Source organism: Actinoplanes sp. ATCC 53533, assembly GCF_003947245.1.
In genome coordinates this window covers 1-14,461 of the sequence record NZ_QHHV01000080.1, presented here as the reverse complement: position 1 = coordinate 14,461, position 14,461 = coordinate 1, and the positions used below count along the sequence as shown (strand labels likewise).

11 protein-coding genes, 1 tRNA gene and 1 pseudogene are annotated in these 14,461 nt (G+C 70.7%); 9 read left to right on the top strand and 4 right to left on the bottom strand.

Annotation, left to right across the window (positions count from 1 at the left end):
- The coding region (locus DMB66_RS25655; protein WP_233624835.1) for a TetR family transcriptional regulator at positions 1–624 on the top strand (624 nt) is incomplete at its 5' end.
- 1 nt (position 625) lies between these two features.
- On the opposite strand, the gene DMB66_RS25650 is transcribed toward DMB66_RS25655, so the two are convergent.
- Positions 626–1,828, bottom strand: a complete 1,203-nt coding sequence (locus DMB66_RS25650; RefSeq protein ID WP_370319173.1) for an amino acid deaminase/aldolase — start codon at positions 1,826–1,828, stop codon at positions 626–628.
- A gap of 218 nt (positions 1,829–2,046) precedes the next feature.
- Here DMB66_RS25650 and tmk point away from each other — a divergent pair.
- From tmk to DMB66_RS25625, 5 genes and pseudogenes are all read left to right on the top strand, one after another.
- A pseudogene (tmk, locus tag DMB66_RS25645) lies at positions 2,047–4,116 on the top strand (dTMP kinase); the annotation flags it as partial.
- Positions 4,117–4,702: 586 nt separating this feature from the next.
- Positions 4,703–5,902, top strand: a complete 1,200-nt coding sequence (locus DMB66_RS25640; RefSeq protein WP_125806678.1) for a DNA polymerase III subunit delta' — start codon at positions 4,703–4,705, stop codon at positions 5,900–5,902.
- A 102-nt stretch (positions 5,903–6,004) separates the two neighbouring features.
- Positions 6,005–6,331 (top strand): YbaB/EbfC family nucleoid-associated protein, encoded by a 327-nt coding sequence (locus tag DMB66_RS25635; RefSeq protein ID WP_125806677.1) that lies wholly within the window; start codon positions 6,005–6,007, stop codon positions 6,329–6,331.
- A 1-nt stretch (position 6,332) separates the two neighbouring features.
- Positions 6,333–6,629 carry a hypothetical protein gene (locus DMB66_RS25630; protein WP_125806676.1) on the top strand — a complete coding sequence of 99 codons (297 nt, stop codon included), beginning with the start codon at positions 6,333–6,335 and terminating at the stop codon, positions 6,627–6,629.
- The gene (locus tag DMB66_RS25625; protein WP_125806675.1) at positions 6,629–7,234 is read left to right on the top strand and encodes a hypothetical protein; all 606 of its coding nucleotides are present in this window, start codon (positions 6,629–6,631) and stop codon (positions 7,232–7,234) included. Before DMB66_RS25630 ends, DMB66_RS25625 begins: the two co-directional genes overlap by 1 nt.
- An 88-nt stretch (positions 7,235–7,322) precedes the next feature.
- On the opposite strand, the gene DMB66_RS25620 is transcribed toward DMB66_RS25625, so the two are convergent.
- A complete protein-coding gene (locus DMB66_RS25620) occupies positions 7,323–9,149 on the bottom strand; it encodes a hypothetical protein (protein WP_125806674.1) in 1,827 nt (608 codons plus the stop codon).
- Between the two features lie 151 nt (positions 9,150–9,300).
- Between DMB66_RS25620 and DMB66_RS25615 the strand changes: the two genes are divergently transcribed.
- Positions 9,301–10,137: a regulatory iron-sulfur-containing complex subunit RicT gene (locus DMB66_RS25615; protein ID WP_125806673.1), complete on the top strand. Its 837-nt coding sequence runs from the start codon at positions 9,301–9,303 to the stop codon at positions 10,135–10,137.
- 191 nt (positions 10,138–10,328) lie between these two features.
- On the opposite strand, the gene DMB66_RS25610 is transcribed toward DMB66_RS25615, so the two are convergent.
- Positions 10,329–12,122: a metallophosphoesterase gene (locus DMB66_RS25610; RefSeq protein WP_370319169.1), complete on the bottom strand. Its 1,794-nt coding sequence runs from the start codon at positions 12,120–12,122 to the stop codon at positions 10,329–10,331.
- Between the two features lie 106 nt (positions 12,123–12,228).
- Between DMB66_RS25610 and DMB66_RS25605 the strand changes: the two genes are divergently transcribed.
- Positions 12,229–12,305 (top strand) — tRNA-Thr (locus DMB66_RS25605).
- A 137-nt stretch (positions 12,306–12,442) separates the two neighbouring features.
- Here the strand turns inward: DMB66_RS25605 and DMB66_RS25600 are convergent.
- Positions 12,443–13,561, bottom strand: coding sequence for a helix-turn-helix transcriptional regulator (locus DMB66_RS25600; protein ID WP_125806671.1), 1,119 nt, complete (start codon positions 13,559–13,561; stop codon positions 12,443–12,445).
- Between the two features lie 545 nt (positions 13,562–14,106).
- On the opposite strand from DMB66_RS25600, the gene DMB66_RS25595 reads away from it, so the two are divergent.
- Positions 14,107–14,286 carry a hypothetical protein gene (locus DMB66_RS25595; RefSeq protein WP_125806670.1) on the top strand — a complete coding sequence of 60 codons (180 nt, stop codon included), beginning with the start codon at positions 14,107–14,109 and terminating at the stop codon, positions 14,284–14,286.
- The last annotated feature ends 175 nt before the right edge of the window (positions 14,287–14,461 follow it).

Genomic DNA, 14,461 nt, shown 5'->3' with positions numbered 1-14,461 from the left:
ACACCAACCGTCACCACCGGACCGCTGCGGCGGGTTCCGGTGCAGGGCAGAAGCGTTGCCCGGGTCCAGCGCATGCTCGACGCCTGCGCGGAGCTGGTGGACGAGGTCGGGTACGAGGGCCTGACCACGACCCTGCTCGCGGAGCGGGCCGAGGTTGCCATCGGCTCGGTCTACCAGTTCTTCCCCGACAAACGGGCCATCGTCCAGGCCCTCGCCATGCGAAACATGGACGGATACCTGCAGTCGCTGTCGGCGCGCTTCGCCAGCGAGACGTTCGCCCACTGGTGGGACGGCGTGGATGCGGCGATAGACGCCTACATTCACATGCACCGCAGCGTGCCGGGCTTCCGGACCCTGCACTTCGGTGACGTGGTGGACCTGCACCTGCTCGACGCCGAGCGGGACAACAACGCGGTCATCGCCGACCGGCTCGCCGAGTTGCTGGTGGAGCAGTTCCAGCTGATGGACCGGGCGCGGCTGCGCTTCGCCCTGCTCATCGCGGTGGAGTCGGCTGACGCGCTGATCAAGCTGGCGTTCCGGCGCGACGTGGCCGGCGACGAGGCGGTGCTGACCGAGGCCAAGGCGCTGATCAGGGAATATCTGCACCGCCACGTGCCCGCGTGAGTTAGCCGAGGAACGCATACCCCTCTCCCCGGTACGTCGGGGTCGGCGCCGCCGTGTCGCCGTCGACGAGGTGCACCTCGTTGACGTGCTCACACAGCTCGCCGGCCTTGGCGTGACGGAACCACACCCGGTCGCCCGGCCGCAGGTTACCGGCCGCGGCGCCGGTCAGGGGTGTCTGCACCTCACCGGCGCCCTCCTCACCCCGGAAGCTCAGGCCCTCGGGCAGCCAAGGGGTGGGCTGGCGGGACGGCCCGGTGGGGCCGGAGGCGATCCAGCCGCCGCCGAGCACGGTGGCGATCTTCGGCGACGGGCGGCGGACGACGGACAGCGCGAAGAACGCCGCCGGCGTCGGCTGCCAGCTGCGGTAGCCGTCGAACAGCGTCGGACCCAGCAGTCCGGAGCCGGCCGCGATCTCGGTGACCGCCGGGTCGGCGGCGGTCGCGGCCACGCTGCCGGTGCCGCCGCCGTTCACGAATTCCAGGTCGACGTGCTCGCGGACGGCCCGGACCGCGGCCATCCGGCGGCGCAGCAGTTCCGGCAGCGACCGGCTTTGCATCAGCCGGATCCCGCGGCCCAGCAGGGCCTGTCCGGGCGGGGCGTCGCCGAGACCGGCGATCTGGGCCTCGTAGGCCATCATCCCGACGAGCCGGAAGCCCGGCCGCTTGACCAGCCGGGCGGCGAGGGCGCCGGCCTGGGCCGCGGAGTGGACGGGTGAGCGCCGGACGCCGATGTGCAGCGGCCCGGCGGGCCGCCAGGCGGCGTCGAGCTCCAGGCAGACCCGCACGTCCGGCCGCCGGTCCGGCGCCACGACGGCGTCGACCAGGTCCAGGTGGGCGAGATCGTCGACCATGATCGCGATCGCGGCGGCCAGCCGCGGATCAGCGGCGAGCTCGGCGATCGCGGTGCGGTCCACACAGGGGTACGCCACCAGCACGTCGTCCGTGACACCACTGCGGACCAGCCAGATCGCCTCCGGCAGCGTGTATGCCAGCACGCCGGACCAGCCGGGACGGGCGAGTGCGCGTTCGAGGAGGGCCCGCACGCGCACCGACTTGCTGGCGACCCGGATGGGTTTGCCGGCCGCGAGGACCGACAGCGCGGCGGCGTTGGCGTCGAAGGCGGCCAGGTCGACAACGGCGACCGGCGTCTCCAACCCGCTGGTCGCGCGGTCGAGTCGGTTCTGTAACGCGGTGCGTTCGGCCATCACGCGTGCAACTTATCTGCTCACGGCCATATGTGAAACACCTTCATGAATGCGTTACCCGAACGGGCGCAGCCACGGTGAGCTGGGTACGCCCGTTAGAGTGCTTCGAGCAGTGACCACGGGGAGGTAGGGCCATCGACACCGAAACGAGCTCGGCGCGCAAAGAGACCGGCCCGGTAGATCTATCCGGGGCCGCTGCCCTGCGTGCCGTCCTGCGGATCCGCCCGTTCCGGCGGCTCTGGCTCGTGCTCAGCGTGGCCTCGTTCGGCGACTGGATCGGCACCCTGGCCACCGCGCTGTTCGCCTCCCAGCAGGTCACCGGCAGCGTGGCCCAGGGCAGCGCGTTCAGCAGCACGATCGCGATCCGGCTGCTCCCGGCGCTGCTGCTCGGGCCGGTAGCGGGCGTGATGGCCGACCGGTTCGACCGGCGCTACACCATGGTCATCTGCGACATCGCGCGCTTCTTCGTGTACGGCTCGATCCCGGTCGTCGCCCTGTTCAGCGACTCCGGCGGTCTCACGGTCACCTGGGCGGTCATCGCCACCTTCATCGGCGAGACCATCACCCTGCTGTGGATCCCGGCGAAAGAGGCCGCGGTCCCGAACCTGATCCCCAAGGGCCGGCTCGAGGTCTCCAACCAGCTCACGCTGATCACCACGTACGGCATCACCCCGATCCTGGCCGCGCTGGCCCTCGCCGCCCTCGACGGCGTGGTCCGCGGCCCGATCGGCGGCCTGCCCGACTGGGCCGAGCCGGTGCAGATCGCGCTCTGGATCAACGCCTTCTCCCGGGCCGCCACCGCCGCTGTCGTCTTCTTCGGCATCAAGGAGATCAGCGAGGGCCACCGGGAACGCAAGGAGAAGAACGCCGAGACCTCCATGTACCGGCAGTTCGTCGAGGGCTGGAAGTACATCGGCGGCACCCCGTTCGTCCGCGGCCTGGTGCTCGGCATCTTCGGCGCGTTCGCGGGCGCCGGCATCGTCATCGGCACGGCCCGCTTCTTCACCGCCTCGCTCGGCGCCGGCGACGCCGCGTTCTACCTGCTCTTCGCCACCCTCTTCATGGGCCTGGCGATCGGCATCGGCCTCGGCCCGATGATCGTCAAGGAGTTGTCCCGCCGCCGCTGGTTCGGCATGAGCATCGTGCTCGCCAGCGGCGCGGTCAGCTTCCTGTCGGTGGCGTTCCACCTGTCCATGGCGCTGTTCGGCGCGCTGTTCGTGGGCGCGGGCGCCGGCATGGCGTTCCTGGCGGGCGTCACCCTGCTCGGCGGCCAGGTCAACGACGAGGTCCGCGGCCGGGTGTTCGCCGTCGTGCAGATCGGCGCCCGGCTCGTGCTGCTGCTGGCGATCTCGCTGGCCGGTCTCCTGGTCGGCCTGGGCAGTTCCCGTACGGTCTCGGCCGGCAGCCTCTCCATCGACATCTCCTCCACGCGCATCCTGCTGCTGGTCGCCGGCGCCATCGGCGTCTGGACCGGGATCAGCGCGTTCCGCCAGATGGACGACAAGCGGGGCGTGCCGGTCCTGGCCGACCTGTGGAGCTCGATCCGCGGCCGCCCGCTGTCGCCGGGCGAGGACTTCACCCGGCAGGGCATCTTCGTGGTCTTCGAGGGCGGCGAGGGCGCGGGCAAGTCGACGCAGGTCACCCGCCTGTCGGAGGCGCTGAACGAGGCCGGGCACGACGTCGTGGTGACCCGCGAGCCGGGCGCGACCGACATGGGCGCCCGGATCCGCAGCCTGGTCCTGTCGAACGGCGAGGGCGCCGACGCGCCGTCGCCGCGCGCCGAGGCGCTGCTCTACGCCGCGGACCGGGCGCATCACGTGGCCACGGTGGTCCGGCCGGCGCTGGGCCGCGGCGCGGTGGTGATCAGCGACCGGTACGTCGACTCGTCGCTGGCGTACCAGGGAGCCGGCCGCACGCTGCCGGTCCAGGAGATCTCCTGGCTGTCGTCCTGGGCGACCGGCGGCCTCAAGCCCGACCTGGTGGTCCTGCTCGACGTCGACCCGCAGGTGGGCCTCGGCCGGGTGGGCAGCCGCGGCCTCGGCGCCGACCGGCTGGAGAGCGAGTCCCGCTCCTTCCACGAGCGGGTCCGGTACGCGTTCCTGGACCTGGCCTCGGCGGACCCGAAGCGCTATCTGGTGCTGGACGCGGCACGCCCGGCCGAGGAGATCGCGAACGCGGTCGCGACCCGGCTCAACGCGATGCTCACCGAGGGCGACGACAACCACCCGGAACCGGCGTCGGTGACCACACCGCCGGGGCCGGACCTGAACGCGCCGGACCTGCTCTCCCCGCACGCCGGACCGGACGAGACCGTGGTGATCCGGACCGGGTCGGGCGCGGTGGCCACGAGCGGCTCGGACGAGACGATCGTGGTCCGGCCGGCTGCCGGACCGGACGACACTGTCGTGGTGCGCCCTGCCTCGGCGGACTCCCCGAACGACACCATGGTGATCCGTCCCGGCGCTGGGCCGGACGACACCATGGTGGTCCGCCCGGCGACCGCACCCGCCGGCTCGGACGCGACGATGGCGATTCCGTCGTCGGGTGATCCCAGTGCGACGATGGCGATTCCGCCGTCGGGTGATCCCAGTGCGACGATGGCCATCCCGCCGTCGGGTGATCCCAATGCGACGATGGCGATTCCGCCGGCCGATGCGACCGTGGCTCTGCCCAGGGCGGCTTCCGACGACCCGAACGCGACGGTGGTCGTGCCGCCTCCCGCAGCCGACGATGCTGGCGCGACGGTGGTCGTGCCGCCTCCCGCAGCCGACGACCCGAACGCGACGATGGTCGTGCCGCCTCCCGCGGAAGATGAGACGCCGACGAGCGGGCCGCAGGTGGGCAAGCAGCCGTGAGCGAGCGAGAATCGACGCCATGAGTGTGTTCGCCGACCTGGTCGGGCAGGACGAGGCCGTTGAGACGCTGCGCCGGGCCGCCGCGGCCGCCGCCCGGATCGTGGCCGGCGGGGTCGGGGCGGGCGCCGGGAACGGTGCCATGACGCACGCCTGGATCTTCACCGGTCCGCCGGGATCGGGTCGCTCGGTCGCGGCCCGCGCGCTCGCCGCCGCCCTGCAGTGCGAGCGCGACGGCGTCGGCTGCGGCGAGTGTCACGGCTGCCACACCGCGCTCGGTGCCACCCACGCCGACGTGCGCTTCGTCGTGCCGGAAGGGCTCTCGATCGGCGTCAACGAGATGCGCGCGCTGGTGCTGCGCGCCGGCACGGCCCCGTCCGGTGGCCGGTGGCAGGCCGTGGTGATCGAGGACGCCGACCGGCTCACCGAGGCGGCCGGCAACGCGCTGCTCAAGGCCATCGAGGAGCCTCCGCCGCGCACCGTGTTTCTGCTCTGCACCCCGTCGACGCACCCGGACGACATCTCGGTGACCATCCGCTCGCGGTGCCGGGTCGTACCGTTGCGGCAGCCGCCCGCCGAGGCCGTGGCCGAGGTCCTGGTCCGCCGGGACGGCATCGCGCCGGACGTGGCGGCCTGGGCCGCGGCGGCCGCGCAGGGGCACGTCGGCCGCGCCAAGCGGCTGGCGAACGACCCGGAGGCCCGCGGCCGGCGCGAGGCTGTGCTGGCGGTGCCGCGCCGGCTGTCCAGCGTCGGCGCCTGCTTCGACGCGGCGTCCGCGCTGATCGAGGCCGCGGAGGCGGAGGCGGCCACCGCGTTCGCCGAAAACGACACCACGGAACGCGCGGCGCTGGAGCAGGCGCTGGGCGCCGGCGGCACGGGCCGGGGCGCGGCGGGCGCGATGCGTGGCGCCGCCGGCCAGATCAAAGAGCTGGAGAAACGGCAAAAGTCCCGCACGACCCGCTCGCAGCGCGACGCGCTGGACCGGGCGCTGGTGGACCTGGCCGGCTTCTACCGCGACGTGCTGGTGACGGGCCTGAAAGCGCCCGTCGAGGTGGTGCACACCGACACCGCGGAGCAGTCGGCTGCCGCAGCGGGCAAGTGGACGCCGGAAAGCACGCTGCGCCGGCTGGAGGCCGTGGTGGCATGTCGCGATGCCATCGAGCAGAACGTCAAGCCGAGGATCGCCGTCGAGGCGATGATGCTCAATCTCTGGCGCGGGTAATCCACAGGGGACGCGACTGGGGCTGCGCGGGGGTGCGGGAAACGGGTACGGTTCCGGTGCCGTAAAGCAACCGAGGCGGTACTCCCGGTAAGGAGCCTGCTGATGCCCCGCGAGATCGACGAGGCATGGATCGACGAGGCGATCGAGCGCTACCGCCGCCTCGACGTGCTGCGGGCCGAGTTCGAGAAGGCGGTCGCCGGCCACCTGGTGTCCGTGCACTCGCCGGACGACTCGATCGAGGTGCTGGTCACCGCGGCGGGCGAGATCACCGACGTGCGCATCCGCGGCAGCCTGCAGCATCGCACGGCGGCCGAGCTGGCCCGCGAGGTGCAGGCGGTGGTGACAACCGCGGCGGAAGCGGCCCGCTGGGCCCGGGAAAAGCTGCACGACGAGGTGTTCGGGGCGTTCCGATCGCTGGGAGAGCGCTGAGATGGAAGAGCTGGCCGAGCGCCTGGAGTCCGCCGCGGACGCCTTGATCACGGTGGACCGGTCGCTGTCCGCCCACGCCTGCTCGCCGGGAGCCTTCGGCGCCGACGATGAGGGCGTCCCGGGCCGGCTGGGCCGTCAGCTGCACGACCGCTGGCGCGAAGTGCTCGCGGCCCGATCCCGGGAAGCGGCCGCCGCGGCGGCGCGGCTGACCACGATCGCGGCGGACGTCCGGCTGACCGGCAAGGCATACACCGAGACAGACAACGAGGCCGACCGTCGAATCCGCCGGGGAATGTGATGGACCGGCTGGACCGCGTCATAGCCACGGCCGGGCCGCTGCTGCGCCGCGTCGACGACATCCTCGCCACGGCCGGCGCGCCGCCGGAGCACCGGGTCTGGGAGGCGCTCCGCCGGGTGCGGCTGCTGCCGGGCGACGCGGCCCGGGCGGTGGCGGCGCTGCGCCCCGATGAGCTGGTGGAGGCGGCGCCCGAGCTGCGCGCGGACGCGCGGGCCTATGCGGTGCTCGCCGCATCGCTGCCGGCGCCGGGCGAGTGGACGGGTGCGGCGGCCGACGCGTACGACGCGGCTCGGCGCCGGGCGGCGGACCACCTCAGCGGCGGGCCGGACGGCCTGGACGAACGGTTGCGGGCATCGGCGGAGCTGGCGGACGCGCTGGTGAACTGGATGCGCTCGGCCCGCGACTCGGTGGCGGGCGCCCTGGCCGACGTGCTCGCCTCGACAGAGGCGGTGACCCTGGCCGGGGCGAAGGTGGATCTCGCAGCGGCCAGGGAGCAGCAGGCGGCAGCGGAGGTCGGCGCGCAGGTGCTGATGGCGGTCGCGGACAGCTACGAGATGGGCTCGGAGCTCCTGCACCGATCGGCACCCTTGGCCTCGTTCCGCTGACTTCCGCCGCCAGCGGCTGCCGGGGATTTCGCCGGGCGGTGCCGGCGCCGCGCTCGGATAGCTCGTTCCGAGCGCGGCTCCTGTGAGCTCAGGGGCGGGAACGGCCGCGCAGACCGAAGATGAGGGCCGCCGCGCCGGCGATCAGCAGGGCGACGCCGGTCAACGCCAGCACGTCCAAGCGCGGACCGGTGATCGGAAGGCCGCCACCGTCGCCGCCGACCGCGCTGGACACCCCGCCGGTTGGTTCGGGGGCCACGGCGGCCACCTCGAGCAGTCCCATGTCGAAGTCCAGGACTGTGCCGCTGCGGTTGGGGGCGCTGTCCCCGTACGCGGTCCGGTCCGGTCTCTTGGTGATCGCGATCTTCATCGCGGTCGCCTTCGCGGCGATAGCGTGGCCGGAGACGGCCTGGCGCACGTCGCCCAGCGAGACCCTGACGGTCGTGCCCGGACCGGCGGCTGGTGCGCCCTCGGTGCCGGGCTCGGCGCCGAGCGGCGGGACGCCGGGCAGGCTGGGCAGCGGAAGCGGCGTGGATGACCCGAGCGTGCCGATCTCCGGCAGGCCCGCGAACAGGCCGTCCTCCGGTTCCCCAGCGCCACTGCTGCCGCTACTGCTGCCGGCGCTGTTGCCGCTCGTTCCGCTGCCGTTGCCGGCGGCTGGTTTGCCCGCGTCTTCGCTGCCTGCGCCTGCTTTACCTGCCTCGCCCGCATCTGACTTGCCTTGGCCGTCTACGCCTGCTTTGCCCGCGTCTGCTTTGTCAGCGCCTGTTCTGCCTTTGCTATCCGCGCCTGCTTTGCTCGCGTCTGACTTGCTCTGGCCGTTTGTGCCGGGGGCTGTCTTGCCTTGGCTGCCCGTGCCCGTCTTGCCGGCGGCTGTTTTGCCTTCGCCGCCTGCGCCTGTCTTGCCGGCGAGGCCTGTGCGTGCGGCTTTGGCGCCCGCCTGGCTGTCGGCATCTGCGCCTGCCCGGTCGTTGCCGTCGCCGTCGGTGCCTGTCCGCGCTGCGTCGAGCTGGCCTGCGGCGGCGCGGTCCGGGTCCGGTGCCGGGCTACCGTTTTCGTCCAGGTGGAACTCGACGTTGTCGCCGGCCGTGTCCAGCCGTGCGGTCTTGAAGCCCGCACCGGATACCTCGAGCACCGCCGGCTGGTAGCGGACCTCGCCGCCGTCCGCGGCCGACATCGTGGCCAGCAGCGACGGTGGCTGCACGACCTTGACCGTGACGGCCCCGCCGAGCAGCTCGATCTTGTCGCCGGCCAGGGAGGCCGCGGCGACAGCCCGGGCGGCCGGGCCGCGCCGCTCCATCGCCGTCGTGCTCAGGCTGGAGATCTTTCCGGGCACGTGGAGCAGCGCGGCGTCGCCGTCGTCAAGCACCCCGGTTCGGCGCAGTTCGGCCTCCGCCCGGGTCGCCTCGCCCTCGGCGTTCCCGCAGGCCATCCCGGGCTCCCACCGGGCGTGCACGGTCAGCTTGCTGGCGCCGAGGCTGAACGGGCCGATCTTGGTGGCATCGTGCCTGCGCTGTTTGGGCTTCTGGTGGGTCGGCGGAGCTGTCTGCTGGAAGACCTCGGCTAGCCCTTTGCGGTCGGCCGGGCCACCGTCGAGCACCCGGCCGAGCGCGGCGGCGTTGATCGCCGACTGCGCCACCAGGGCCGACTTCGCGTCGCCGACGCCGACATCCTTGATCGATTTTTCGTCGCGGCCGGCCGGGCCGAGGTCCAGGTTGCCGATCCGCATCAGCCCGGCCCCGGACTGGGCGGCGTAGCGCAAGGCCTGCTCGCAGGGTGCCGGAGCGGCGTGCACGGGCAGTGGTACGAGCAGGGCCGCGACCACGCCGAGCGCGGCGGCCTGGAGCCGGGCCCGGGCGGTGCCCGGAACGCCCTGGTCGGGCTCGGCGGGTGTCACAAGATCAACCCGTGCTGGCACGGCGGGCATCATGAAAGGTTCCTCCCCCAAGGATCACCGCAGCGAGCGGCGTCTACGGGATGGCCCAACGAGAGTCAATGCCAGGGGTTGCGCTGATCTATGTAGTTCTGCACTATTTCGCACCGCCGGTCCGTCGCCGTAGGGTGTGGTGATGGGCATGCTGTGCGCGGTCAGCTTCAACCGGTACGGCCGTCTCTACTACCTCGATCCGGGCGAGTTCTCGCCGCAGGTGGGCGACCGCGTGCTGGTGCCGACCGACGACGGGCCCGAGGTCGCGGAGTGCGTCTGGGCGGCTCAATGGGTCAGCGAGGACACGGACGGTTTCCCCAAGGTCGCCGGCCTCGCGGACGACCGCGACCTGCGCCGAGACGAGGTGCTGCGCAAGCGCAAGGCCGAGGCGAAGGTCGCGGCCAAAAAGCTGATCAAGGCGCACGAGCTGCCGATGAAGGTCGTGGCGGTGGATCACGTCCTGGAGCAGCCCGGCACGGGCGGCGCCCGCACCACGATCTACTTCACGGCGCCACACCGGGTGGACTTCCGGTCCCTGGTCCGCGACCTGGGCGCGACCCTGCACTGCCGGGTGGAGCTGCGCCAGCTCTCGGCCCGAGACTCGGCCCGCGTCCAGGGCGGCATCGGCTCGTGCGGTCGTGACCTGTGCTGCGCCACGTTCCTGACGGACTTCGAGCCGGTGACGATCCGGATGGCCAAGGACCAGGACCTCCCGCTGAATCCCCTGCGCATCTCGGGCGCGTGCGGCCGGCTGATGTGCTGCCTGAAGTACGAGCACCCGCTGTACCAGAAATTCCAGGCGTCGGCGCCGGCGGTGGGCACCCGCGTGACCACCCCGGAAGGCGACGGCAGGGTGGTGGCCCACAGCGTCCCGAAGGACGCGGTGGTGGTGCGGATGGACGCGGACGGCTCCCGCTGCTCCTGCAGCCGGGCGTCCGTCTGTGCGCCCCGCCAGGCCCACGACGAGCAATACTCCTGATCGACGCGGGGCCTGCGGCGACCGTGTCAGACACCGTCGGTGGTGCAGGCGAGCCTCAACCCCCGTCGACCGTGTCAGGCTGCACCGCGGGTGGTGCAGGCGAGCCCGCACCCCGTCGACCGCTCCGTCACTAGGCCCTGAGCGGATCGGTCTGCGGGATCGGCCGAGCGCTGTGTCTTACCGACTGTCGCCTACAGCACGGCGGAGCCGGGTGCGGCCAGGTCTGAGGGTGGGGTAGGAGTCGCTGGGCCGTCCACGACGATGGGCTGCTCGATCAGGTGGGTCAGCAAGGGCTTCTCGGGGCGAAGCCAGGAGCTGTCCGGGGCGCCGTTCGGGTCGGCGGCCCACTGTCGGCAGATTTTGTCGATGCCGATCGGGTGCACGGTCAGCGTGCCGTCGGCGGAGATATGCAGGCGCAGGAAGCTTTTGGCGTCCTCGATGCCCTGGCCGGCGAACAACTCGTTGACGTTGACGTCGAAGAAGCTCGCGATCAGCAGATAGAGGGCCAGTAACTGAGTGGCCAGCAACGCGATCAGCGGTCCGTAGATCACCGCAGCCACCGCGAGCGGCCCGGGCCAGGCCCAGTCGCGGAACGAGAACTGCAGCCACACCCAGGTGCCACCGACCGCGAGCGCTATCTGGGCGAAACCGTGGGTCAGGCCCAGGATCCAGTGGCGCGCATGCTTGTCGGAGCTGGCGCCCGGCGGCTGGGCGAACATCACCGCCCCGGTCAGGATCAGCACCAGCATGATGACCAGCGGGATGCTGAACAGGCGCTGGATGTTGCCGCCCTGACTGGCCGCGCCGGCCATCGCCAGCATGGTCAGCGTGTGGACCAGGCCGAGCAGCGTCGCGAAGCCGGGATTTCGCATCGGGACCCGCCCGAACACGCCCCAGCTCATCCGCCGGGACTGCGCGGCGCTCGGGAAGCGCGACGCCAGCGAATATTCCCGGCTGCGGCTGGCGTTGCGGGTGAGCGTCTCCTTCGCCGGCACGGTGAGCTGCTTCGGCAACTGGTGAGTGCCCAGCAGATAGGCACCGCCGCCCCCGCAAGTGATCAACTCGCGGTCCTCGCCGGTGTAGCGCGCGTAGTGGTGCAGGTCGCCGGAGACGAGCAGCCGAACCTGCGCCCCGGTCGGCGCGAGGATGGTGCGGATGAAGTAGTCGACGGCGTCGTACGCCTCGGGCTTTTTTGCCGATTTAACCCAGGTCGGCGATGGAGTCATCAGAATGACCCGGTCGTCGGGGCCGAGATCGCGCGCGGCCTTCTCGAAGTAGAGCAGCTGCGGGTCGTCGATGTAGGCGCCGAACTGCTCGTCGATCGCGAACAGCCACCACCTCGCGGGCAACTCGACAGCGAAATAGGAGCGGCGCTGCTGCGTGCGCCACCCACCGATGTGCCCGTCCTTGCGGCGCGCGAACAGGCGAAGGAAGGCGGTCAGGCCGTCGTACCAGTCGTGGTTGCCCGGCAGCGCGAAAAGCGTGGGTCGCGGTCCGTCGGCCGGCGCCTCCGGTAGGGCCGCGCGGTATGGCCCTTTCATTCTGTTTTCGTAGCCTTCGCCGTTGGCGACCGGATAGACCTGGTCGCCACCCATGAGCAGCATCTGGCCGCGAGGCAGCACCCGGCCGTCGACCTCGAGCTGCGGCTGCGCCAACAGGTATGCCACCGAGTAGGTCGCGTGGAAGCCGTCGCCCAGGTCGGCGACGTAGTCGAACCACAGCTCGCCGTCGGTGCCCGGCTGCTGGAAGGAGTCGCCGGCCAGTGCGTTTTGCAGCTCACGCTTGTCGAGATAGGCCCCGAAGAGAACCGCCATCAGGGTGCGCAAGCCGGTGTTGAGCAGCAGGAGGGGCGCGAGCCAGCCGACCGGCCGCTGCGGGGTGAAACCGAGCTGCTGCGGATCCATGCTCACCGGCCGCTGCGCCACGGAGGGCTCGGCCTCGGCGGACCGCCGGCGATGCCGCCGGGGCGGCTGTTGGTCGTTCACGAAAGGCAGAGTAGCCCTGGGGTATGACACCCGGCGTCCACTGCCGGCGCGCCGCGCGGACCCGCTCAGGAGCATGGCGACCGATGCAGTAGACTCAACGATCGTTGCCGCCTTAGCTCAGTCGGCTAGAGCGACGCACTCGTAATGCGTAGGTCGACGGTTCGATTCCGTCAGGCGGCTCCATGAGAAAGCCCAGGTCAGATGACCTGGGCTTCTTCTATTCCAGCAACAAACGCTGCGGGTGACTGGATGTAGCGTCCGGGGCGCTGACCGAAGCGGACACTCTCAGTGGCGAGGCAGCGGATCAGGCTGCCGCGCCCCTAGTGAGGCTCCCGCGCATCTGCGCCCGTCGACGCCCCGGATCCCGAGCCGGGGCGAGGGCGGAGCAAGAGGTCGATATCGAGCGCGGCGGCGTAGTCGTACACGTTGCGAAGGGTCGGTACTTTCCTGCCGTCCTCCAGGGCATCGAGCGCGGTGCGTGGGATGCCGAGTCTCTGCGCTACCCGTCCCGCATCCAAGCCTCGCGAGACCCGCAGCGTACGCAATTCTTCAAGAACCGTCGCGGGGTCGATGGTCTTCAGTTCCGATATCTCCGTTCTCTCGTTGCCTGCACCCCTTCGCCTGCGCCACAAGGCCTTTCCCCCAATGTAGGTGAAGATTCCCGCTGCGGCGCTCAGAATAACAACCACACTCTGCAGGAGCTTTCCGGCTCGGTCTATCCAGGATTCGATCCGTTTGCCGGCGGGGATCACGGCGGGCGCCACAGTGACGTCGGCGATAAACGACTCGGTAACGAATTGCGGGTCTGCGACATTGAGCGTCGATTGATTTGGGAGCACGACGACGGGCTTCAGGTCGATGATCAGTTCCTTGTGGTTGCCGGCAGATTTGGGGACGACCGACCAGTTCCAGCGTGCGGTGCGGTTTTCGAACAGAGCCTGTTGCTCCCAGTCGCGTCGGTCTATGTCGAAGTCTATGGGCGCACCGCGGAGGCGGGCGTGCACCTGACAGGTAACGCCGAGGGCCTGGGCGGTCGCATCGCCGTGGCCTGGAAGGGCTACCGACGGAGCTATGCTCCTGTTGAATGTCACAACGGCATCCACTCGGGTGGGCTCGCCGACCCTCATCGTCAAGCGCGGGTCGTAGATAACTCGCGCCGCGACCATCTCGCCGGCCATCTCACGGCATCGTGCTTTGTAAACATCGACATCAGCGCTCGTGGTGGGGGCTGTCCCGGGTGTGCTGCCGGTCGATCCGGCAGTTGCGGTCGATCCGCCGGGTGACTCGGCTGGAAACGCTGGCGTCGGCGAACCGTCGTCGCCGCCGGAATTGGTGAGACAGTATGCGAGCAGCGGCAATAGCAGGACCAGCAAAAGGGAAAGAAGTATCAACTTCCTCCTGCTGACCCTGCGCGTTTGATCGTGCCCGGACCGCTCCATCCGCGTTGCTCCTCGACTTCGGCACGAGGCCGCTGTCAGGAATGTAGGCCTCGCGGACCACTGCGGACGCCGATGCGACGGATACCCGATAGTCGTTCGGTTCCACCCGGACGGTCAACGACAAAAGATCGGCAGGCCCCCGGTCTATCGATCATGATGCGTAAGAAGGCACATCCGTTAACGGTAGAGAAATGATGTGCCTATTTGGCGGAGGTATGGGTTTGCTCGGGGGCCTGGTGCGCTTGAGCATGAGGCCGTCATGGCTCGGCTGCATGCGGGCAAGTGTGGCGAATTGATCACAGCTGGTGATGGCGGCCGTCCGGCCACGATCGTGATGAGTGGCAGCGCGCCGACCGCCGCGGCGGCGACGTGCGAACGGTGGCGCCATGGATAGCGGGTCTGGGGCGATGTGGGTGCGGGACCGGATGTGGTCATCGTGATCACCTCGACCGTGGTGCGGAGCGGTGTGCCTCGATCCGAATTACACCGGAGTAGTTCGCTCGGGCCTCTGACCTGCTGGTTTGTTCGCAGGTAGCGTCTGGCGGGTGATGCAGACGCCTGACCGGGAGTGGCGTGTCGAGGTCTACCGGCAGCCGCGAAGCCGGACCGAGTGGTACCGGCTGATCCACGGCGACAACGTGGTCGAGGGCCTGACGATTGGCACCCTGCAGCGCCTCCTCGCGGACGCAGGCGTTGACCTGGCGGATCTCATCGAGGCGGCCTAGGTTCATTCAGCGGCTCAGCGGAGCCGGGCCTCGATCGCGTCGAAGCGGCGCAATGACGGTGTCGTCACTCTGCTGATCCTGGCCGATGGTCTCCTTGCCTTGCCCAGCGGCTGGTTGTGGACACCTCGGAGCAGGTCGAAGCCGGCTCGGCCCCGAACTGCGCGGCAGGGTCAGG